20 protein-coding genes are annotated in these 21,464 nt (G+C 41.4%); 1 reads left to right on the top strand and 19 read right to left on the bottom strand.

Going from position 1 to position 21,464, the window contains the following annotated elements:
• Positions 1-24: 24 nt before the first annotated feature.
• The 3 genes from BV60_RS0107235 to BV60_RS0107225 form a co-directional block, all read right to left on the bottom strand.
• The gene (locus BV60_RS0107235) at positions 25-2,196 is read right to left on the bottom strand and encodes an HD domain-containing phosphohydrolase (protein ID WP_051656569.1); all 2,172 of its coding nucleotides are present in this window, start codon (positions 2,194-2,196) and stop codon (positions 25-27) included.
• Between the two features lie 105 nt (positions 2,197-2,301).
• Positions 2,302-3,264 carry a methyl-accepting chemotaxis protein gene (locus BV60_RS0107230; protein WP_029320529.1) on the bottom strand — a complete coding sequence of 321 codons (963 nt, stop codon included), beginning with the start codon at positions 3,262-3,264 and terminating at the stop codon, positions 2,302-2,304.
• Between the two features lie 33 nt (positions 3,265-3,297).
• Positions 3,298-4,356 (bottom strand): FIST signal transduction protein, encoded by a 1,059-nt coding sequence (locus BV60_RS0107225; RefSeq protein ID WP_029320528.1) that lies wholly within the window; start codon positions 4,354-4,356, stop codon positions 3,298-3,300.
• A 196-nt stretch (positions 4,357-4,552) separates the two neighbouring features.
• On the opposite strand from BV60_RS0107225, the gene BV60_RS0107220 reads away from it, so the two are divergent.
• Positions 4,553-5,551: an acyltransferase family protein gene (locus BV60_RS0107220; protein ID WP_081846611.1), complete on the top strand. Its 999-nt coding sequence runs from the start codon at positions 4,553-4,555 to the stop codon at positions 5,549-5,551.
• Here the strand turns inward: BV60_RS0107220 and BV60_RS0107215 are convergent.
• From BV60_RS0107215 to BV60_RS0107135, 16 genes are all read right to left on the bottom strand, one after another.
• The gene (locus BV60_RS0107215) at positions 5,532-7,118 is read right to left on the bottom strand and encodes a bifunctional metallophosphatase/5'-nucleotidase (RefSeq protein WP_029320524.1); all 1,587 of its coding nucleotides are present in this window, start codon (positions 7,116-7,118) and stop codon (positions 5,532-5,534) included. The two genes, BV60_RS0107220 and BV60_RS0107215, sit on opposite strands and share 20 nt — an antisense overlap.
• Positions 7,119-7,184: 66 nt before the next feature.
• On the bottom strand, positions 7,185-7,994 hold the full coding sequence (gene phnE / locus BV60_RS0107210) for a phosphonate ABC transporter, permease protein PhnE (protein ID WP_029320522.1): 810 nt from the start codon (positions 7,992-7,994) through the stop codon (positions 7,185-7,187).
• Positions 7,995-8,011: 17 nt separating this feature from the next.
• Entirely contained in the window at positions 8,012-8,833 is an 822-nt protein-coding gene (gene phnE / locus BV60_RS0107205; RefSeq protein ID WP_029320520.1) for a phosphonate ABC transporter, permease protein PhnE, read from the bottom strand.
• 5 nt (positions 8,834-8,838) lie between these two features.
• Positions 8,839-9,624 carry a phosphonate ABC transporter ATP-binding protein gene (gene phnC / locus BV60_RS0107200; protein ID WP_029320519.1) on the bottom strand — a complete coding sequence of 262 codons (786 nt, stop codon included), beginning with the start codon at positions 9,622-9,624 and terminating at the stop codon, positions 8,839-8,841.
• A 118-nt stretch (positions 9,625-9,742) separates the two neighbouring features.
• Positions 9,743-10,843, bottom strand: a complete 1,101-nt coding sequence (locus tag BV60_RS0107195) for a phosphate/phosphite/phosphonate ABC transporter substrate-binding protein (protein WP_029320517.1) — start codon at positions 10,841-10,843, stop codon at positions 9,743-9,745.
• Between the two features lie 160 nt (positions 10,844-11,003).
• Complete coding sequence (locus BV60_RS0107190; protein WP_029320516.1) at positions 11,004-11,369, bottom strand: DUF1667 domain-containing protein; 366 nt, start codon at positions 11,367-11,369, stop codon at positions 11,004-11,006.
• A gap of 92 nt (positions 11,370-11,461) precedes the next feature.
• On the bottom strand, positions 11,462-12,730 hold the full coding sequence (locus tag BV60_RS0107185; protein WP_029320515.1) for an NAD(P)/FAD-dependent oxidoreductase: 1,269 nt from the start codon (positions 12,728-12,730) through the stop codon (positions 11,462-11,464).
• Positions 12,727-14,175 (bottom strand): NAD(P)/FAD-dependent oxidoreductase, encoded by a 1,449-nt coding sequence (locus BV60_RS0107180; protein ID WP_029320514.1) that lies wholly within the window; start codon positions 14,173-14,175, stop codon positions 12,727-12,729. The genes BV60_RS0107185 and BV60_RS0107180 overlap by 4 nt, the downstream gene beginning before the upstream one ends.
• Positions 14,176-14,208: 33 nt before the next feature.
• Positions 14,209-15,708, bottom strand: coding sequence for a glycerol kinase GlpK (glpK, locus tag BV60_RS0107175; protein WP_029320513.1), 1,500 nt, complete (start codon positions 15,706-15,708; stop codon positions 14,209-14,211).
• Between the two features lie 121 nt (positions 15,709-15,829).
• Positions 15,830-17,002, bottom strand: a complete 1,173-nt coding sequence (locus BV60_RS0107170) for an ROK family transcriptional regulator (protein WP_029320512.1) — start codon at positions 17,000-17,002, stop codon at positions 15,830-15,832.
• A 20-nt stretch (positions 17,003-17,022) separates the two neighbouring features.
• On the bottom strand, positions 17,023-18,363 hold the full coding sequence (locus BV60_RS0107165) for a fucose isomerase (RefSeq protein ID WP_029320511.1): 1,341 nt from the start codon (positions 18,361-18,363) through the stop codon (positions 17,023-17,025).
• 20 nt (positions 18,364-18,383) lie between these two features.
• On the bottom strand, positions 18,384-18,518 hold the full coding sequence (locus tag BV60_RS24020; protein WP_255358098.1) for a hypothetical protein: 135 nt from the start codon (positions 18,516-18,518) through the stop codon (positions 18,384-18,386).
• Between the two features lie 20 nt (positions 18,519-18,538).
• The gene (locus BV60_RS22690; RefSeq protein ID WP_029320510.1) at positions 18,539-18,835 is read right to left on the bottom strand and encodes a tripartite tricarboxylate transporter permease; all 297 of its coding nucleotides are present in this window, start codon (positions 18,833-18,835) and stop codon (positions 18,539-18,541) included.
• Positions 18,836-18,914: 79 nt separating this feature from the next.
• Complete coding sequence (locus tag BV60_RS0107145; protein ID WP_029320509.1) at positions 18,915-19,472, bottom strand: hypothetical protein; 558 nt, start codon at positions 19,470-19,472, stop codon at positions 18,915-18,917.
• A 377-nt stretch (positions 19,473-19,849) separates the two neighbouring features.
• Positions 19,850-20,518, bottom strand: coding sequence for a DUF4867 family protein (locus tag BV60_RS0107140; RefSeq protein ID WP_029320508.1), 669 nt, complete (start codon positions 20,516-20,518; stop codon positions 19,850-19,852).
• 29 nt (positions 20,519-20,547) lie between these two features.
• Positions 20,548-21,405, bottom strand: coding sequence for an NAD(P)-dependent oxidoreductase (locus tag BV60_RS0107135; protein ID WP_029320506.1), 858 nt, complete (start codon positions 21,403-21,405; stop codon positions 20,548-20,550).
• Between the last annotated feature and the right edge of the window lie 59 nt (positions 21,406-21,464).

Raw genomic sequence — 21,464 nt, 5'->3', positions numbered from 1 at the left:
GGTCTCCAAATTCAGATCACGTGCTTACATATTCTGATACTGCGCAAGCACAACCTTAACTTCTTCAATTGAGTCAAGAAATACCTCGACACATTTGGGATCAAACTGAGTCCCTGACCCCTCCTCCAGAATCTCTATTGCTTTCTCTAAAGGGAAAGCAGGCTTGTACACTCTCTTTGAAACAAGTGCGTCAAAAACATCCGCTACAGCCATTATGCGGGCAGACAGTGGGATAACTTCACCATGAAGGCCTTCGGGATACCCCTTTCCATCCCATCGTTCATGGTGATATGCAGCCATATTTCTGGCTTCCTTAAGATAATTCTCACCGCTGACAGTACTTATTGCATGCTCCATTATCTGTTTCCCCGAGGTAGCATGAGTTTTCATAATTTCAAATTCTTCAGGTGTAAGCTTCCCCGGTTTATTCAAAATTGCATCCGGAATATTTATCTTACCTATATCATGAAGAGGCGCCGAAGCTATAACATCAGACATATATTTGGGTGTGATTTTTGAGGCATAATAGCCTTTTTCCTTCAGTCCCTCCAATATAATCTTCACGTAAGCAGCAATTTTCTGGCTATGGGCACCCGTTTCGGAATCACGGTTTTCAACCATATCCGCCATTGTTATGATAAGCCCGTTCTGCATCTTGGCATTTGCCTCAGCATAGTAACGAATATCTCTCATCTGGTCTGCTGTGGCAAGCGCCATATGGCAGATAGATTTATAAAGCTTCTCAACATCATCCCCAGTTCTTATATCCAGTTCTCTTAAGCTTTTAACATTTTCATCAATTTTTTCCTGATCATCATTTTTTTCCATAAAGCCATCAAGGCAGGTTGTCATTGAGTTTATGGGATAAATCAGATAAAAGCCTGTCATCCACAGACCATAACCTATGATCAATATGAAAAAGCCTGAAAAAATAAGAAGCACTCTCAGGATAAAGACTCTCATATATTCACTAAGATATGATTCAGATACATCCGCTCCGGCATAGCCCACGCATCTTCCCTTGGCGTCAAAAATGGGTTCATACGCAGTTATCATGAAATCGAATGCATTTTCCTTTTCATAGGAATCTATCGGTTCACCTTTAATAAATGCATCCATATATGGTTCAAAGGATTTGTCCAAAGGGATACTTTCACCTATGTACATTTCGTTTCGAAAAGCTTCATTGGTATGAAAAACTATGTAACAGCCGTCTTTCCTTATCTGATATATGTATAAATACTCAATCCCCGGAACTGTTTCCGCGATTGAATGAAGGAGTGCATCGCTCTTTTTGTACTCGGCATTTTCATATTCCCCGGCACTTTTTTTACTGTTAAGATACCAGTCTATTGAATTGGGGTTAACAACCTGAGTAGCAAGCTTAGCTGCTCTTGCAGCATTATTTCGATACTCATTCTTCAGATTATTGTAATAAAGCCGTAATCCCGTAGTTCCCATAATAATGGCAATAGCAAGTGAATCGAGAATTAACATGGATGTTACTCTTCTTTGAAGGGATTTTTTATTCTTCAAATTTCTCTTCTTTATTTTTTCCCTTTCAGGAATAGGAAGAGGTTTCTGCTTCCATCCACAGTTAAATGCTGCTACTTTGTAATCATTCGGAATTAATTTCAAAATAGAATATGCAAAAAGAACAGAGATTATCTTGTCAATAAAATTGACGCCGACATTTACTATAACCGTTCCTGCAACATAGTTTAATCCAACCTGTTCATTCAAATATCCCGCCATATCCGATACTTCAACAAACTGGGGCTCTCCCAGGATCACCCATTGAAAAAGTATCCCTACAAGACCGGATATAAGTGAAATTGCGCAAATATAAAACACCGGTTTATATTTTTTTTTCTGTCTAAGCTTATATCCGAACAAAGCCGTAAGCTGCGCGATATTAATATTGATAATCATATAGTACACGGCAGTCGGATTAAAAATCATACAGAGCATATTTGTTGTAACAGCAGTAATGATGCCCGGGTAAAGTCCGCACAGAGCCGACACAGCAATCGTGCCGATAGTATCAAGATAAAGCGGAAGGTGAAAAACTGAAACAACATAAGACAATATCACGTTTATCGCAACGCCAACCGTGATATAAATGATGGAATTTCCTTTATTGAAATTTTTTGTTCTGATATCAGATAATCTTATCCTTGGATAGTTAAACTTCAAATTATGGTTCCTCCAAATAGCACAAAATGTCCAAGGCTGTTCCTTATTTAATTAAGAACCCCCTGGACATTATAATACATTTTTGGATATTTGTTATCTGTATGCCTATTTTCTGTCTTTTACAATAGGCTCAATCTGGGAAACCAGATTATCTATATGCTCAAAAACACTGCTCTTGGTTGTTCCAAGTGCATTTACTCTGTCAAGCTGACTAACAAGTGCATCATACTTATTATTGATATCCGTAAAGCTGTTTCCTATTCTTCCAAGCTCATCGGAAGCAGCGTCCGCAGTATCTGAGATCTCCTGCTGAACTACATTGGCGCCGTTTGCACTCTCAATAATTTCGTCAAAAGTAGCATTGGTTTCATCAACTTCCTGAATACTTCTATCCATTGCAGCTATTGAATTCTGCATGCTAAGTGAAAGCTTTTCGCTCTCCTCCCCTGCTGCATCTATAGAAGCATTAACCTGGCTTATCATGACTTTTATCTCATCTGCAAGCTCTCTTACCTCTGTTGCAACAACCGCAAAACCTTTTCCTGCAGCTCCTGCTCTTGCAGCCTCAATTGATGCATTAAGAGCAAGAAGGTTGGTCTGAGTTGCTATGCCGATGATTTTTTTCATGTAATCAGATATCTGATCAACTGCACTCTTGAAGTTTTCGAACCCTTGTGTCATTTCATCAAAGCTGGCTCTTACTTCGTTTGAACTTTCCTTGAGCTCTGAGACTTTATTCTGGGCATTCTGTACACTGTTTAAGATATTAACCTTAACATCCTGGAATTTGCCTGCACTTTCATTCACCGCAGCAAACATCTCATTAAAAGCATCCATCTCACTTCGAAGCTGTGTATTACTTTCGATAACATTCTCAATAGCCTCTCCCATGTCATGGATCTCAGTCAGCGCCGTTACTTCATTGTGAACAAGCTCCTTCTGAAAAGTTTTTATGGAGTCTGCAATATAGATAAGCGAATCTCTCTTGTCGTCATCAATCGAGGACTTCGGTACTTTAACCTCGTTTTCAACTTCTTCTGTTTTCTTTTTAAAGATATCTGTCAGCATATTAATATCTCCTCATCTGTAAACGAATGTTTATCATTCAAAAACAACGCATGTCATTGTCTGATTAACAAATTGAGTGTTGTAATGCTCTCCAAATCCGATAAGTCCGCAGGATGGTCCAAGCTGAGCGATTTTGCCAAGGTATGTATCCATCTCGCCTCTTCCGGATAAAACCAGATATCTGAATATGCAGTTAACGGAGTAAATACCCGATATCCTGGAAAAATCATTTCTGATCTTATCAATTGTATGCTGAGCAACCTCCATGGGTTCTCTCATTTCCAGAAGTGTAAGTATGTCCGAGTCATTTATCTGTCTGTAAAGGATAAGCCCGCTTCCGGATACGTCCTTGATGGAACAGATACAAACGTCATTTCCAACCATCTTTCCAAGAGGATTCTGGAAGGTCTGGTTAATTATATCTTTATCAGATCTTGCCCCGGTAAGGTCCATATAAACCTGTTTAGCGGATCTGCCGTTAAGTTCACCGAGATAATATTTTGCCTTATCGGTTTTTGAAGCAATAAGCTGTCTGTTATCCTTAGGTTCATAAATATTCTCTTTGTAGGTCTTAACTCTTCCGCCTTCATTCCTTACGATGGCATATACCATTGCGTCCTCGTAAATCTTTCCGTTTACTGAGACCTTTCCGCCATCACCGGTAGCGCCCATAACCTGAAGATTATGCTTATCAACAATTCTTCTGAGTGTAGTAAGAACAGCGGCATCATTTCCGGTACAGAAATCTATGATTGCCGTGTTTTCTTTTCCGGGCTTGATCTCCTCAATGTCTTTTTCAATTCTGTGAATATGTCTGGCAGGCATGGTAGATACAGACTCCAGAACGCCTGTCTTTACCTTAACACCTTCAGTAAATGCAGTAATATTAACTCCTTTTTCCGAAATAGCTGAATCATAGCCCATTCCAATACAGCCGATGCTGGGAATACCAGGGAATTTTTTCTCTATATCTTCCACATTTGCTTTGAAGTGATCGGCATCACTGGTAAACAAAATAAGCTTTGGATTGGACAGCCCCTTAGCTGCATCTGCCACATTTGCTGATGCATTTTTTCCTTTGTACATTTTCATAAGGCATTTTCTCCTGTATTTTTAAGAAAAAATAGTTAAACTCTGCTTTAATCATGATAACATTCAATAGTAGGCTCTTACAATTAGCTAAAAACTATATTTCATTAAACAATCTCTTAAAATTTCATAAATTTATATCCATAAATGTGATAAACTTAAGTTAAACATTTGTAGAAAGGAATTTCTTACCGTAATCATGACAAACGAAAAGGGGAATTCATTTGGAATACTACGATATTATGCGGCTTTCTGCGTAATGTATCTTCACTTTACAGGCTATATGATGAGCCTTGTGCCGGATCATGTAAGGGGCATAGGTGTACTTCGTTCTATCGTAAACTTTTATCAGCCTACGGTAATCATGTTTGCGATCAGCGGTTTTCTCATTTCGGCTTCCCTTGAACGAGGAGGAATGGATGCGAAAACCTTCGTAAAAAAAAGATTTTCCAGGTTATATCCGGATCTCTGGCTTAGCATGGCTGTGTATATAGCCGCTCTATATCTCATTATCCGCGATAAATTCGATTCATCGATCCTTAAATGGTGCTTTACTCAGGGTATCGGAATTGCAGGGACACCTTCCTGCCTGAAAGACTTTGCCACCGGAAGCATAAACGGTCCCATGTGGTACTTCACGGTCCTTATTCAGCTGTACATCTTAGTTTTTCTTTTTAAACTCATAACTAAAAACTCAAGATCATCAGTCCTTTACGGCATAACCTGCGCCGTTTTAGCCGTATGCAACATCATCTGTTCCATGTCGGTCTCAAAAATCGGAGATACCGGCGCAAAGCTTCTGGAACGCTTTTTTCTCCCGTATGCTGTCTGGTTTTTCATGGGAGTGTTTATTCAGACCTGCAAACTTCATGAAATAAAGAATATAAAGACAATTTCTCTCATAACAGTTATCATTCACGCTGTCATCAGAATAAGCGGCACTTATGATATCGGCTACTATACAGGGGTAATCACCGGTATCTGCACCTGTATTCTTACAATAGCCGCTGCCCATCTTCTTACCTGCACAAAAATAAAGACAGACCTATCATATGGAATGTATCTCTATCACTGGCTGTTTTTGAATCTCATCATTCATTATCAGCTATATGACAAATTCCACTGGATGGTCTGCCTTATAATCTTTACTTTATCAACTATAGTTTTTGCTTATATTTTCAGGGTAAAACGCAAGTAAATCTGCTGTTTACAATCTCACCGACAGGGCTGTTTCTTCGAACAAAATCAATTACAAGATCCGGCATCTCCTCAGGATATGTTCTTATTGTTTTGCAATTGCCTATGCATTCATATCCACCTGTTCCGGTAGCCCTGTAGTTGCTTGTAACAAGAGTGTACTTCTCATCATCAAGTATCTCCTGTCCATCAAGCTTTTTCAAAGTCACTACTCTCTCACCTACAGGCCTCGTAAGATCAAATTCGTACCACAGTCCTGCATAGTAATCGTAGTTATAATGTTCAACCTTTGGCTGAAGAAATACTTCGGAAATTTTTACCTTGCCCGTTTTTTCATCAATTGCGAAATATTCGGCGCATCTCTCAAGAGCTTTTCTGATAACTGCTCCGGTTACCTCTTTTACTTCCTCAGTATTCGCAAACTGATATATTCCAAGGATATCCCTTACTGTAATCTCCTTATGAAGTCCAAGGGGCTCATTTGCAAGACTGGTGCATGAAAAATCAGCTCCGGTAAGCTCCAGTTGTACCTGATTAAACATGGATGCAACCTTACTTCCGTTAAGTGCGGCTTCAAGCTTATCCTCGGGTTCAATCTCCTTTTCAAGACACCCTATAGGCTCATCAAGCCAGGTCTGAAGGTTTTCATTCATTTTTTCCATAAATGAATGTGACTGTAGGATTTCTCTGTAAGCTTCACCGGGGCTTTCTACCGGTCGAAGTTCTGATTTAACGGCAAAACAGCGTGTTGTAAGATTATCACTCTCTGTTCCTGGTTCGCCTGCTAAAGCATCTTCTTTATTCGCTTCAAGAACGCAGTATCTCATAGCCTTGTCCGGAGGTTGTACTCCGTATGTTCCGTCAAGCATTACTCCCTCGACTGCCATGTGCTGATGTCCTGTAAGAAGTATGTCAAAATCAAGCTCTCTTGCAATTTTACAAGCCTGATTCTCCTCAGTATCTGAAAGTCTGTTACCCGTTGCAAGGTCTTCCTCAAAACCGCCATGATAAATGCATACCGTAATATCAGACACATCTCTGATTTCATCAAGCGCATTCTTTAAGGCTTCAATCGGATCTGTTATTTCAAGCTCCGTCAGATTCTTCTCCTGCTCCCAGAAATTTACATATCCTGTGACAGCACCGGTTATACCTACTCTCGTGCCGTCTTCTAAAGTATGAATAACATGCTTTTTTATGCCAAGCTCACCTCTTTTGTCATTTACGTTTGCGCAAATAAGCTCAGCTTTCATTGCCTTTGCATAGTCAGCGATAGCATCATAACCAAAGTTGAAGTCATGATTACCAAGTGTATAGTAATGAAGTCCCATGGCATTAAAGCCCTCAGCCATCGGATTAAAATCGTATTCATCTCTGTGGCTTAAGTAGTATGAAAGAAGAGGCGTGCCCTGAAGAGAGTCACCTCCGTCAATTAAGAGCGTATTGCCGTCAATTTCGTCCTTTATCTGCGCTGCAATACAAAAGAGTCCCGAGTTTTCATCCTTATTTGTAGCATAATTAATCGGGAAAACATGTCCGTGTGTATCTGATGTAAAAATGATTTTCATATGTTGTCCTCAATTTCTTTTTAACATAAATCCCCCGCTACTAAAGCGGGGGATGATCTAACGCCATTAACCTCTGGTCAGTTTAAGTCTGATCCTTGTTGAAATGTACTCAATAATAAGAATCAATACAATAAGACCTGCAAGTATTGCACCTGCTTCATTCCAACGATATGCATTCATTGCAAAAATAAGTGGAGCACCGAAACCTCCGGCACCAACCATACCGAGAATTGTCGCATCTCGAAGATTAATATCGAATCGATAGATTGCAGTTGACGCAAAGTTGGGAAGAAGCTGCGGAAGTATTCCGAATCTTATCTTCTGCCACATATTAAAGCCTGACGCATCAAGAGCCTCAATTACATGTGTATCGATGTCCTCTATAGCTTCAATATACATCTTACTGATCATTCCTACAGAGCACACACCCATTGTCAAAAGACCTGCAAACGCTCCTGGTCCGGTAACTCTTATAAACATAAGGCCATACACAAAAGCAGGTACTGTACGAACAGCCATGATTATCATTCTGCCGGCAAATGCTATTGGCTTAGGTGTAAGGTTTGAAGCTGATATAAAAGCGAGCGGAATTGAAAGAATAGCTCCCACTATCGTACCGAGAAAAGCTATACATATTGTTTCCAGCATCAGATAAGGCACACCCTTATTGGAAAAGTCAAAAAGGAATGACAGATCCGGGTGAAAAATACCGGCTAATACATTAAGTGCTATCTGCCCGCCATCCTGCGTAGTTCCCGCTGTCTCGACAGCACTTCCGCTCCATACCATAAGACCGACGAAGATGACACCGATGGCAAGATTATACATCCAGTCTTTGGGGCGTTTTTCATATGCTTCTTTAATTCTCTGATTCATATATTTCTACCCCCTTCTCAGACAAGCTTCTTTCGAAGCATTCTGCTGATCGACTCAATTACAAATACAGCTACAAAAAGTGCTACAAGCATCATTCCAACGCTTGAATACTCTCTCCAGGATATCTTTTCATTAAGAACAAGACCGATACCACCTGCTCCTACATAACCAAGAACAGCTGCATATCTCACATTACCTTCAAAGTTAAAAAGGCAGTTTGAGAGGAAGAAAGGAAGAACCTGAGGAACAATGGCTGATACAAAAGCTCTTGCCTTGGTTGCTCCCATAGCTTCCATAGCTTCGAATGCCCCCATATCAACTGTTTCTATCTCCTCATAGGTAAGCTTTCCTATATAAGCGAATGAAAATACCGCAATAGCGAAAGTACCGGCAAGCGTTCCAAGTCCAAACACGAGTGTAGCAACAAGTGCCGTAACGAGTGTGGGGAGAGTTCTTATAAGAGAAAACATAACTCGAACAACAGACACTACTACTTTGTTGGGACATACATTTGTACTAGCAAGCATTGCAAAAGGTACGGAAAGAAGTGCGCCTGCAACCGATCCCAAAAGAGACATCTTTATTGTGTCAAAAAGCGGTCCCCAAACCTTGCTCATAAAATCAGTATTCGGAGGGAGCATCTCACCGAGAATTACAAAAAACTGTCCGATACGCTGAGATAATATTTTCATGTCAAAGCCTGTGATCTTGACTGAAAGAATACTCATAAGCAAAATAAAAATGAAGTATACCGGTGCGCGAGATGCTTTCTTCTCAGCTGTATTTCCGTTGGGAAGTGTATATACTTTGGGTTTGAAAATCTTATCGTATACGCTCACGGTTATCACCTCTTTTCATTATGGTCATTTGCATCCATAATATCCTCATCCGCACTCTTGCCTTTATAGATAGAAGCAAGAACTTCTTTAGTTACTTCAGAAGCGGGTCCGTCATAAACAATCTCACCATCTCTGATACCTACAACTCTTGTTGCATATTGAAGAGCAAGATCCACATGGTGAATATTGATAAGAATTGAGATGTTCATCTCCTCGTTAATTCTCTTAAAATCATCCATTACCTGCTTGGCTGTTACAGGATCAAGAGCTGCTACCGGCTCATCGGCAAGGATGATCTGAGGATTCTGCGCAAGCGTTCTTGCAAGTGCTACTCTCTGCTGCTGTCCGCCTGATAACTGATCGGCACGGACAAATGCCTTTCTCAGGATGCCGACCTTATCAAGACATTCCAAGGCCTTTATCTTTTCATCCTTTGTATAAATACCAAAGAACGCTCTGTACCAGGGCATATCAGGAACAAATGAGGTAAGTACATTGTTTATAACTGTGGTTCTTGTGATCAGGTTGAAGGATTGGAAAATCATACCTATCTTTCTTCTGAATCTTCTAAGCTGTTTTCCGGACAGACTCATCACATCAACATCATCCACGGTGAGTTTTCCGCTCGTAACATCGTGCATCCTGTTGATGGTACGAATGAGTGTGGATTTACCTGCACCTGAAAGTCCGATTATTGCTACAAATTCTCCCTGTTCAATAGTGAGATCAATATGCTTTAATCCCTCAAAACCGTTTGGGTATCTCTTTCCTACGTCTTCAAACTTGATCATTGTATTTCTCCTGTTGTTTTATAACATGTCATCCAAAATGCTCTGCTCAAAAAAAGGGAGGGCATTGTAAAAATACCCTCCCCGAATGTTGCTGTCAATTAAAAGTAATTGGTCGGTGTTAGTTCATTGACTTGATAAGTTCCTGAGCTGCTCTCTCAGAATCATAATCTGTAGGATTAGCTTCTACATAACCGTTGTGGTTATAGATAGAAATAACTTCCTTACCGGCATCACTGTTACCGATATTAATGAATGCCTTTGAAAGAGCTGCCTTGAAAGCATCATCCATGATAGGAGATGTCTTACTTACGCTTATTGTGTCATTGTAGATACCGTCTGTTACACCTATTACTGCTGTCTCATCCCAGATGCTGGCTTCTCTGCCATACTCTGTTGTCCACTTATCCTCGTTGTCACGTCTTGCATCTGCATAGCAGCAAAGAACGTCGATCTGACCTGAAGCAAGTCTTGCGAAAGCGTTACCGTATGAGTCAGCCTGTACAGCATGTGTAAGGTCTGTTACATGCTTCTCATAGTTTGCCTGAAGCCAGAGTGAAGGATAAATATATCCTGCTGAAGATGAAGAGTTCATTACGCTCCAGTTAAGGCCGTCAAGATCTTCCCATGTGATATCCTCACCTGCATTAACCTTAGCAGCTACTGCCTGTCCTGCCTCTGAAGGACCTGCGATGATAAGTCCGCGGTAGAAAGTTACCTGATCCTCTGTGGGCTCTGTGGGCTTATTGTCATTCCAATCCTTTGCATTGGGGCTCTCGATTGAAAGGCCGTCTCTTGTTGCTGTAAGAAGAACATCACAGCCATCATCATAAAGCACATATGTACCACCGGGAATAAGACCGATATCAATTGTTCCTGCTGAAAGGCCCTCACCAACTGCTTCGTAGCTTGTACCAACAGTGATGTCTACCTCGCCAACCTCATAACCGAGTGTAGCAAGCTCGTTTGTGAGAAGCTCCTTAAGGGGCTCTGTTGCAGTAACGATTTCATCAGGTTCACGTGAAGGTACAAATCCGATTGTAAGCTTGTCAATCTTAACATTCTCTGCGTTCTCTGCAGTGTCTGCTGTCTCTTCGGAAGCACCCTCTGTCACAACTGCTTCTGCAGTCTGCTCTGCTGTGTCTGCAGTCTTGGAACCGCATCCTGCGAGCATTGATACTACGGAAACACCGGCGATCATCATTGCAAATAATCTCTTCATAATTCCTCCTGTTCAAAAAACATTTAAAGATTTTTGTCCGTAAAAAAAGCTCATGCAGAAAACCACATGAGCTCCTTACAAATTACGTCGTAATTATATGTTAACCAAAAAACTTTGTCAACAAATCCCGTGTCCGTATTTTTTAAGATTTTATTAATCTTCACACCTTGGCTATTTCTCTGGTCGCAATTACACTAACGCCTGTTCCGGCAACATTCTCAATCAAAACATCACCTATATAAACAGGAGCTTTAGCGGTTGCAGCATCAATGTCCTTCATAACATCAAATATCTTGTCCTTAGGGATATCGCTTGCTGTTTTTACAGAAACTCTTTCCTTATCTCCGTCTGTTATTTTAACCGTACTGGTAACAATTCTTGTTGGATTTACAACTTCTTTTCTGGCATATATATCGCCCTTCATGCAGGTATTTCCCGTAACCCCGGTTACCTCACCGTTTTCCATAGTAACCGTAAGCTGGCATCCCATAGGACATCCGATGCATGTAAGTTCTCTTTTTTCCATGACTTACTCCTTCTTTCTTTTACATCCGTTTCTTAGCTTCAAAGACAGCTTTTTGCTCTTTCGTAAAAGCTTAAGAAAAAATGCGTTTAATTTTATTCCGCCTCAATCTTTACAGTAATTTTCTTAAGTCCCTCGTGTTCCTTAAGCTGGCTCTTTTTTAAGATGATCTGCTCCATTTCGCCGGGGGCCATGATTCTTTTCTGATTATGCAGGATGCGTTCATCATCAAAATATACACTTACAAATGAGTCTTTATAAACATCACCTACTCTGAATCTTACTGTCAGAAGGTCGCTCATGCGATCAAGGTTTATACTGCTTGGAACAGTGTATCTTGCCCCATCTGTAGCGGCAATTTCAATAAAGTCCTGATTCTCTGAATCTCTGCAGCCCTCATTTATGTATTTAACCGCATTTTCTCCGGCTCTCTTTGCTTCCTCCGAAACATAGTCAACAAGATCGTGCACATGAAGTACGTTTCCGCAGGCAAATACGCCGGGGATGTTGGTCTCAAGTGATTCATTTACCACAGGTCCTGATGTCACGGGACTCATCTTAACTCCTGCTGATCTTGAAAGTTCATTCTCCGGAATAAGTCCGCAGGAAAGAAGAAGTGTGTCACAGGTATATCTGATCTCAGTACCGGGAATCGGCTTTCTGTCAGGTCCGACCTTAGCTATTGTAACAGCGGTAACATGGTCCTTGCCCTCAATGTCAACAACAGTATGTGAGAGTTTGAGAGGAATACCATAGTCATCAAGACACTGAACTATATTTCTCTTAAGACCGCCCGAGTATGGCATAAGCTCTGCTACCACCTTAACCTTTGCGCCTTCAAGAGTCATTCTGCGCGCCATGATAAGTCCGATATCTCCGGAACCAAGTATAACTACCTCGCGTCCCGGCATATATCCTTCAATATTTACAAGTCTCTGGGCAGTTCCGGCAGAGAAGATTCCTGCAGGTCTGTAGCCGGGGATGTTAAGTGCTCCTCTGGGTCTTTCTCTGCATCCCATGGCAAGTATTACTGCCTTTGCGGGGATAGTAAACATTCCATCCTCTCTGTTCATTGCAGTAACGGTTTTGTCAGGAGCAATGTCCATTACCATTGTATTGAGCTTATATTCAATTCCAAGATCAAGTACCTGCTTTATAAATCTGTATGCATATTCAGGTCCTGTAAGTTCTTCCTTAAAGGTATGAAGTCCGAATCCGTTATGTATGCACTGGTTAAGGATTCCACCAAGCTCATGGTCTCTTTCAAGAATCAGTATACTGTCATTTCCAGCTTCTTTTGCTGCAACAGCAGCTGCGAGGCCTGCCGGGCCTCCTCCTACGATTACAATGTCATATGTTTTCATGAGTGGCTTACCTCCCCCTTAGTTCTCTCAAGAATAATGTTGGATTTTCCGCCGCTCTTTGTAATCTTTTCATACGGAAGTCCTAATTCTCTGTTAATTATTTCCATCGTTCTCGGGCTGCAGAAGCCTGCCTGACATCTTCCCATTCCTGCTCTTGTTCTGCGCTTTACTCCATCAAGTGATCTTGCACCCAATGGTCTGTGGATAGCATCAAGTATCTCTCCTTCAGTTATTGATTCACATCTGCAGATTATTGTTCCGTATGCCGGATTTTCTTTTATGAGAGCATTCATTTCATCGATTGACAGTCCTTCTGTACTCTTAACACCTTTTCTGGTAGCGATCCAGTCAGACTTTTCTTTAAGTCCCATCTTATCCTTAAGCATATTTCCTACCATTTTGCCGATAGCCGGTGAAGCGGATAATCCGGGTGACTCTATTCCTGCCACATCGATAAAGTTCTCTGCATCCTTAACTTCTTCAATTACAAATTCGTGTTTTTCGAGATGAGCACGAAGTCCTGCAAAGGATGTAATAACATTTCTCATGGGAAGGTTCTTTACATTCTCGCTAGCCTTTGCAAAAACTTCATCAAGTCCCTTTGCAGTTGTGTTAGTTCCTTCCTTATCCTCAATATCAATAGCTGTCGGACCAACAAGCAGATTTCCGTGAACAGTTGGAGTTACAAGTACGCCCTTACCGTATTTCGTAGGCTGCGGGAAAATTGTATGTGATACAAAGCCTCCGACTTCCTTATCAAGGAGGCAGTAATCTCCTCTTCTCTCGATAATATGCATCTTGTCAGCACTTACCATGTTGTGTATTTCATCAGCGTGAACTCCTGCTGCATTTACAACCACACGGCTTACATATTCACCGTTGTTTGTTCTTATATGCCACAAGCCGTCATCACACTTTTTGATATCTTCAACTTCTGTGTTAAATCTGAATTCAACACCATTCATATTGGCATTTTCAGCCATTGCTATATTCAGTTCAAAGGGACATACAATTCCGCCGGTAGGAGCAAAAAGCGCACCTTCAACATTTTCGGAAAGGTTAGGCTCAAGCTCAAGGGCTTCCTCTCTTGAGAGTATCTTCAGACCCTTTACACCGTTTTTTACACCTCTGTCATATAAGTCCTTAATACCGTCAAGCTCCTCTTTATGTACACAAACAACGAGTGATCCGTTTCTCTTAAAGGGAATATCGAGATCCTTTGAAAGCTGATCCATCATCTCGTTGCCTTCGACATTCAGTTTTGCCATAAGTGAACCTTCTTCAGCATCAAATCCGGCATGAACTATAGCTGAATTTGCCTTGGAGGTCCCTTCACATACATCTTCACATTTTTCCAGTACACATGCAGAAACATCGTATCTTGATACTTCTCTTGCCACGGCGCTTCCTGATACGCCTGCGCCAATTATCACTATATCGTACATAATAATCTCCTTAAATAATTATAATGCTGTGCTTTAGTTTCTTGCCCATCCTCTGGTTGAAGCAACCGCCTGTTTCCAGCCGGCGAGCTCTTTTTCTCTCTTTTCCTCATCCATTGTGCTCTTAAATTCTTTCTCGACAGACCAGTTATCAAGTACGTCTTTCTTGTCCTTCCAATAACCGACTGCAAGACCTGCAAGATAAGCTGCTCCCATAGCTGTTGTTTCAACGCAGCCCGGTCTTACAACATCCGTATCTATAATATCGGCCTGGAACTGCAAAAGGAAATCATTCTTTGACGCTCCGCCGTCTACTTTTAGACTTGTGAGTTTCTTTCCTGTATCAAGTTCCATAGCCTTAAGTACATCCGCAGTCTGGAATGCAAGAGATTCAACCGTAGCTCTTATTATGTGATATTTATTAACACCACGGGTAAGTCCGACTATCGCGCCTCTCGCATATGGATCCCAGTAGGGAGCACCGAGTCCCGTGAAAGCGGGAACAACGTAGCACCCGTTTGTATCCTTTACTCTTGTTGCAAAGTATTCGGAATCGGGAGCTGAATCTATTGCCCTAAGTTCATCTCGAAGCCACTGTATCGCAGCACCCGCAACATAAACCGAACCTTCTATAGCATAAGTTACTTTTCCGTTAATTCCCCATGCAATTGTTGTAAGAAGGTCGTTTTTTGAATAAACAGGCTTATTACCTGTATTCATCAGCATAAAGCATCCTGTACCGTAAGTATTTTTAGCGTCCCCTTCTTCAAAACAGGTCTGTCCGAACAGAGCTGCCTGCTGGTCACCTGCCGCACCTGCAATTTTAATCTCACCACCGAAGAATTCGGGATCAGTTACGCCGTAAACGCAGCTTGAGGGTTTAACCTCCGGAAGCATGCTCATTGGAATGTCCAATATTTCACACAGTTCTTTGTCCCATTCCAGAGTGTTGATATTAAACAAAAGTGTTCTGGAAGCGTTGGAGTAATCGGTCACATGAACCTTTCCCTTTGTGAGCTTGTAGATAAGCCATGAATCAACCGTTCCAAAGCACAGCTCCCCTGCTTCTGCTCTTTGTCTTGCCCCTTCTACATTATCAAGGATCCATCTGATCTTGGTTCCCGAAAAATATGGATCGAATTTAAGTCCTGTCTTTTGCTGGAATTTTTCAACGATTCCCGGAACATCTTTTTTCATCTGTTCTGCAAAATCCGCTGTTCTGCGGCACTGCCATACGATCGCATGACAGATAGGCTGACCTGTTTTTCTGTCCCAGACGATTACTGTTTCACGCTGGTTTGTAATACCAATAGCTGCTATATCTTCAAAAGTGGCATCTATTTTATTCATCGCCTCACGTGCTACCGACAGCTGAGTCTGCCATATTTCACTGGCATCATGTTCAACCCAGCCGGGCTCCGGAAAAAACTGTGTGAATTCCTTTTGCGCACAGGAACATATTGTTCCTTTCTGATCAAAAAGAATACATCTGTTGCTGGTTGTCCCCGAATCCAGCGCCATAATATATTTTGCCATTACTGCTATACCCTGCCTTCCTGTTTAAAAAAATAAACCTTTTTTATATGACTCATACCTTTTTTATTGTTTTTTTGCCTTTTGCTTTAGGCGGTACGAGCTTTTTTAATGAGGAAAAGTCTTATTGGCCCTTCTCATTTATTGCCTGTGTAAGAAATACTTCACTTAATAATACCGCAAGTCCCTCTATATGGTTTTCATTTACCGAAAGCTCTGATTTAACAAAGAAATCATCCGTCACAAGAGGATCGTAACCCTTATATGCCTCTATAAAACGCCCCGCGATTCCCGGAATATCAAACATGTAGCCCACAAGCACAACATGCTTCGGATCAAGAACACTTATGGTGTTCCTCAGGTTGTGAGCAAGCATATCAAGCTTTTCGGTGATTATCCACCTGACATTCGGGTTTTCCATCGTGATATCATCAATATCAACATCTTTTTTCTCAAGCGATTTTTTTATGTCATCCATTATTGCCTTTGTAGAAACATAGGTTTCAAGGCATCCCTTTCGGCCACAGTTGCAGCTGCGTCCATCCTTTACTGCAGACATATGTCCTATCTCCGCAGCCATCTTGTTTGATCCCTGATAGATTTTCCCGTCAATTACTATTGACGCACCTACACCGGGTCCCCATTTCAATACAAAAAAATTATTAACCGTTCTTCCGATTCCAAAGTAAATTTCTGTCTGTGCATATGCCTTCAGGTTGTTTTCAACAACAACGTCTATTCCCAGTTCTTTTTGTATAAGCCGTGCAACAGGTATGCTCTCATTCCATATACTGTAGGTATTAAGACTGATACCGTTTTTTCTGTCCACACTACCCGGTATAGTAACCGTCGCACCAAGAACCTTTTCCTTTGCGATTCCGTTTTTCCAGAACAGTCTCTGGCATTCATCAGTCACATTCTTGAAAAACTTTTCGGGATTTACATTTTTATCTGTCGGAATCTTAACGTTACAAAGCACTCTCCCCTTCATATCCGTGACAGATATGTAGGTAACATCCGACTCAACCGCTATGCAGAGAACGTTTCCGTATTCCGGATTTATATCAACAAGAATTTTCTTTCTTCCTACTCTCTTTTCTTCATTAGCTTCACCCAGTTCAACGATCAGTCCCTCCTCAAGGAGCTCTGAACAAATTAATGTAACAGAGGCGGCTGTAAGGCCAACCGTCTCTGCTATATCCTTTCTTGACATCGCTCCGCTGTTATTGAGCAGCAGAAGTATCGACGATCGATTACTGAGTTTTACATTTTCTAAGTTTATCCCCTGATATTTCATACCAAATAACTACGCTTTTATCAGTAGCGTACAACTGTAACATCAAGCATGTTTGCGAGTTTCTCAAGTTCCGTTGCTATATGTTTATATATTACAACGTAATGAGGCTCCCAACCATCCTTAATTGTCTCTTTTACAATCTTTTCTGCAGATTCGTTTGTCTGAACCACTATGGAGGCACCGTTGAACTGCTTTGGCTTATCCATTACGTTACCTTCTGCAATGAAAAATCTGAATTTTCCGTCAGGAGTACGACCTACTCTGAAAATAGTCGCTTCATCTGATGCCTTGCAACCAAAGTCCATAACGGGGCCGATCTTTCTGTTGGGATGAACTCCTACTGTCGCGCCGGTATCGCAGCGGGCAAGATTGCAAGCTGCCATTCCGCAGTGCCAGAAGGTTATTGAACTTTCCTTCTCATCCATTGATACCGGGTCTCCAAAGAATGTTGACTCATCCATAAAAGCTGTACCGATATACATTGAAAGTGCACCATATACATCCGACTCACAGCTGGCGGGAACATTCACTGCATTTAACAGTGAAAGGACCATGCACACAGGTGTTCCGAACTCTGTAAAGAAATCGGGCCAGCAGCGTGATGAGATCGCACCAATTTTGTTTTCCTTAACATAAGACTTATAAGCCTTATAGAGTCTTGCAAAATCTTTGATGTTGTTCTCGGGCATTTTATCAAGACCGACAACCTTTTCCTTTGCTTCCGCAAGGTCACCTTCGCATTCTTCATCTGTATATGACTTTGCCTTATTTATAAGTTCTCTTGCCTCAATAGAATCAAGAGTAACACCGAATTTACTTAAAAGCTCTGCATCAAGTGCTCTTCCGAAGCCAAAGCCCTGAGGAGTATGACCGATAGCAGCCATTCTGAGGTTTGTGAGCTGCTTTTTTACTACTGCCGCACGCACTGTAGCTTCGATTTCCTTCCTGACACTTTCTTCCGAAGGTGCACCGAAGACATGCTCAAATTTGCCCTGTCCTCTGAAAGCACAGATCGCATTTGCTGCTGAGTACGCTCCTGTAAGTGAGTTACTGCGAAGTCTTGTTCCGTCAATAACGGGCTCCCTTAATGTCCAAAGTAAAATCGGACAGCTAAATCTTCTTAATACTTCATATGCATATGCCGCATTTGCGAAGGTGATATTCTGCAGGATTACCAGATCGGGATTCTTATCCCCTACAAAATCCGCAATTGCATCAACCGTAAGAAGAATATCTTCCGGGACAATTATGTCCTTATCAATTTCCTTTAATAATTTTACTGAGTTATCGAACTGCTCATGTGCAGTTACCATCTCGTATGTACCAACTCCTATCGGCACATATACAGTCTGAAATTTCATAGTAATTATTTCCTCGTTTCCTAAGATTGGATCGCTGCCTTTTCTTCAGAAATATGCTCCTCATTTTCTGTTTCAGCATCTTCCTTGCTGTCAGAATCTTCATTTGCATATTCTTCGTCTGCCTTTGCAGCTTCCATTGCATGTTCTTTTGCCATTTCTTCTATCTGTGCCTGGTTCATTGCCTCAAAATTGTGTAATCTCTGTCATATGCCATAGATGCGGTGACAAAGTTCTTTTCCATGATGCTCTCCAGAATCATACCAAGCATCAGAGGTGTATTATCGATATCAAGTATTGTAAGCAGATAGCTGAATACAAGTATTGCTGCACAGATTACAAGCTCCTTGGTGTTTCCTGTTGATGCAAAGGATCCTGCAAAACAGAACATGATGATAAGCGGAGCAAGATATGTGTAACGAACCTGTACTATCTTGGCAACGGCTCTTGTCATTCCAAAAAGTATTACATGCATGTGCAGACTACAGCTTACGGAGATTTTGATTTCAGAAATGACGATTTCCACGAGCTGCAGATCTGGGAAGTACCGTAATTCATAAGAATTGAAACAGCAGAGGATTTTGTTTACTTGATACAAAGGTTGTCTGCGGGAAGTTGGTGTTGTAATAATCACCTCCGCTCATTCCGTCGACATCACCCTTCCAGGTAATGTAGGTGGTCTTATCCCTTCCTACTCCGGGTTCACCGGTCCACAGAGGGAAATGTCTGCCTCTCATATCGAAGTAGGACATCTGCTCTCCGCATCCGTATACATGCTCTGCAGAATCTGCGTTAACCCTTATCCAAAATCTGTTGATTTTTTCGTTTTTCTTTTCAAATCTGATAGTCGCAAGGTCTTTCTCCATTTTGACTTCAGCTGAAAGATCATCCCCAAATTCAAGATGAACACCATCTGATGTTTCTTTTGCTTCTGTTACAAAAAGAGGTTTTCTTTCAATAACATAGTCATCAATTTTGAAATTTCCTCTGTACATCAGGACATCTTCTTTTCCCTGACCTACATATACGAAGGGATGGTCTTTGCTACTCTCAAAGATTGTTTCCTTGCCGTTTCTAAGCTTGAAATCAAGCCCTGATAAACAAATCTCCATCTTCTGCTCCTGCTGTTTCTAATGAATCCTTATTCCCCTCATCCGTCAGCTTCGCTGACACCTTCCCCCCAGGGGGGAAGGCTTTTGTAGTTTTTCATTGCTGACATCTTCACTTCTTTTGGGAAGGCTTTTGTAGTTTTTCATTGCTGACATCTTCACTTCTTTTGGGAAGGCTTTTGTAGTTTTTCATTGCTGACATCTTCACTTCTTTTGGGAAGGCTTTTGTAGTCTTTCATTGCTGACATCTTCACTTCTTTTGGGAAGGCTTTTGTAGTCTTTCATTGCTGACATCTTCACTTCTTTTGGGAAGGCTTTTGAGGTCTTTCATTGCTGACATCTTCACTTCTTTTGGGAAGGCTTTTGAGGTCTTTCATTAGTTAATATTTTAGTTCTTTGTTTTCTCCGATAAGTCCCGGGAAAGCACCCTGTCTGATGAGCGGTTCTCTCTCCGGATGAGAAATTACCCATTTATTTCTCTGAAGAAGAAGTCTCTCTTCACCGCTTTCATTTTCGGGCTTTTTATCAAGAGGTGTGTTTGTGCCTCTGGGTAATATCACTATTCCCTTAAAACCTTCATCGCAAACTCTTACAGGAGAAAGGTGAAGTGTTGTCTGGAACATTTCTATCGCTGTTCCTTTAGGTACGAAGAAGACCCTCGCATCCTCTACCTTATATGTATTATCTTCTGCTATCTCCCAAGTGTGTCCGAGAACAAGCATAAAATCAGTAACAGCAATGTTTATCTCACTACCCTTGTGATATTCAAAGCCGTTATAAGTCGTATTTCTACCGTTACAGTACCCAACCTGAATCGGCATATCCCCATATAATAATTCCCGGACCTTTGACGCAGTACCAAGTTCTTCCATCTCAGGAACGGAAGCTACATATACGTTCCCGTTCTCCGGAATATCAGTATTCTCCTCCATAAACCTTATCATTTCGGAAAAATCGTACCCCTTTACGATGTTGCCGTAGGTTTTGAAGGCTTCGTCAAATACTGAAGTGATCTTTACGTCATTTACTTCATTTAATCTTTCAAGCATACCTTCTCCTCGCCAAAAAACGCCTGTTTTTATCTGTCTCTTACAACCTTGATGGTAGCTCTGAAATCTTCTTTTGCCATTCCTCTCTCAAGAGCTGTCTGATATACATTCAGCGCATTTTCTTCGCCAGGCATCTTAACGCCGCATTCCTTAGCAAGGTTTACACAGATATTAACGTCCTTTGCCATATTCTCGATTGAGAAAGCTGTTGTATAATCCTCGGCCTCAAGCTTCTTTGCCTGTCCGTCAAGATACCAGTTGGATGCTCCGCCGTAGGAAACTGCTTCGGTAAAATCCGGAATTGAAATTCCGTTTGCCTTTGCAAGTGTGATCGTCTCGTTAACACCATTCTGAATCTGTGATACCAGTGCGTTGTGGCAAATCTTCATTACAAGGCCCTTACCGTTATCACCCATGCGGATCACATTGCAGCCCATGTACTTAAGAATCGGAAGCATTGCTTCAAAGGTCTTTTCCTCACCGCCAACATAGATACCGAGTGTTCCGTCGATTGCAGCAGGCTTTGACTTAACAACAGGTGCATCAATGAACTGTGCTCCTGTCTTCTTTACCATCTCTGAAATCTCAATTGAAACACTGGGATCGATGGTACTCATATCAATGCAGGTCTTTGATGAATCAAGAACTCCTAAGATACTCTCATATACTGATCTTGAATGCTCGCTCTTTGGAACCATTGAAATGATCACATCACTGTTCTTTGCCAGTTCTACTGAATCTGCACAGGGAACTGCTCCCTTTGATGCAAGCAAATCTACTTTTTCTTTTATAAAATCAAAGCAGTAAACTGTATCGTCGTGCTTTTTCACAATGTTTTCGCACATAGACTCGCCCATTATGCCAAGTCCTATAAATCCGATTTTCATACTAAATTATCTCCAATCTTTTTATATCAGCAGAAGTTCTGCTCACAGCTTTGCCATCG

The organism is Butyrivibrio sp. AE3004 (assembly GCF_000703165.1).
In the GTDB taxonomy this organism is placed as follows: domain Bacteria; phylum Bacillota; class Clostridia; order Lachnospirales; family Lachnospiraceae; genus Butyrivibrio.
This window is presented reverse-complemented; position numbering and strand designations above follow the sequence as displayed.